The following is a 1,540-nucleotide window of genomic DNA, read 5'->3' as shown; positions in this document are numbered from 1 at the left end:
ACTTGTTATTGATCTCTATCTTAACCGCAGGCGCCCTCCCGCGCAGCGGGTTCGTTCCCCGGCCCCGGTGCGGTCGCTTGCCGCACCTCTTGGGACAATAGCCGGGCTTTCCGTGAAGAGGACGTTCCCAACGTCTGTGGAGGGCCAGAACCGGTCCTGGGCTCAATGCCAGCTTTCTTGCCGGGCTCGAAGGCGCCGCGCAAAAAGGCGTCCATAGCGGCCACTGGTGTACTGACTGGATGTTTCGCTGCTGTGCACCCCAGAACGCAAAAACCGTCCAGGTTGATCAGACCTGGACGGTTATTGAGTTATGACAGAAGTGGTTGCGGGGGCGGGATTTGAACCTGCGACTTCCGCTTTCCATACTGCCCGTTATGCGAATCCAGCGGCTTCGGCGCGCTGTTGTACTCAGGGTGGGCTCAGCCCCCCCCGAATGACTGGATCTAGCGTGTAATTTCGAGAGGCTCTCGTTCTTGTCCCTCCTAGTGAAATCGCGGTGCGTTTCGCTACACGCATGGCCGGCGCGTGATATGCGCGAGGCGTCCGCATAGCCTCGACCCGTAGCTGACGTTCGTATGGACAAGAGCGAAGGCAAGCTTCCTCGTGCGCGCACACCGTGGCGGGTGTATGTTGCTGATACAAGTTGGACCCATGCCCTTCAGGCTCTTACGCGACCCAGTATCGTCGGGTCAGTAACGGGAGGAAGTTATGGCTAGCGTGACGCAAAGATATCAGAACACCGAGCTCGTTCGGCGCGGCTATGCCGCCTTCAATTCGGGAGATCTGGACACGCTCGCGCAAATCATTGACGAGTCCTGCACGTGGCATACTCCGGGGAAGAGTCCGATCGCCGGAGACTACGAAGGCCGCATGGCGACCTTTGGCCAGTTCGGCCGCTATGGCAGCGAAACCCAGGGGACCTTCAAGGCCAGCCTTTTGCACGTGATGGAGAGCGAGGACGGATGCGTGGTTGGTGTCCATCACAATACCGGGGAGCGGAACGGCAAACGGCTGGATGTGCTTTGTTGCATCGTCTTCGACATCAAGAACGGCAAGGTCATGGACGGCCGGGAACACTTCTACGACCTCTACGCCTGGGACACGTTCTGGGCTTAGCCTCGCAGGCGACCGGAGTGGCCGTTGAGAGATGCGGCAAGATGGGCGAGTTGGAACCCTAGTTGCACCGCCCAGATCCCGGCTGAAAAATTTGGCCAATATCGATCCAGGAGAACCAGGCGTTTAGTCCCGGAAGGGAGATTGGGAGCGGCCGACGTTGCCCCCAAGTTTCATCCAGCGCTGAGTTCGCTCCGGTGGTTGGAATGCCCCTGCTGGGCGGTGTGAGCGACGGGAGCTGGCGCGGGTGGAAGGTCGCGGAGTGTGTGGTCGGCGCTCAATGCGCCGTCGATCCAATTTGCCCAGTGCGAGCTGTCCGGTGCGATGATCTCTGCTGTAATCAAAGACATAGTTTTAGGCTCAAGGGACCTTATACCAAGGGGCGTGGATTCTGACTCAAGGGGATTCCGCAAATCAGCGTGATCTG

Annotated in this window: 1 protein-coding gene; it reads left to right on the top strand. The window is 59.2% G+C overall.

Going from position 1 to position 1,540, the window contains the following annotated elements:
• The first annotated feature begins 708 nt into the window (after window positions 1–708).
• Window positions 709–1,116: a nuclear transport factor 2 family protein gene (locus QQL24_RS33095; RefSeq protein ID WP_284316584.1), complete on the top strand. Its 408-nt coding sequence runs from the start codon at window positions 709–711 to the stop codon at window positions 1,114–1,116.
• The last annotated feature ends 424 nt before the right edge of the window (window positions 1,117–1,540 follow it).

The sequence above is a fragment of the Labrys miyagiensis genome (assembly GCF_030160835.1).
Classification (GTDB): domain Bacteria; phylum Pseudomonadota; class Alphaproteobacteria; order Rhizobiales; family Labraceae; genus Labrys; species Labrys miyagiensis.
The sequence above is the reverse complement of the archived record's forward strand: the minus strand, read 5'-3'. Positions and strand labels throughout refer to the sequence as shown.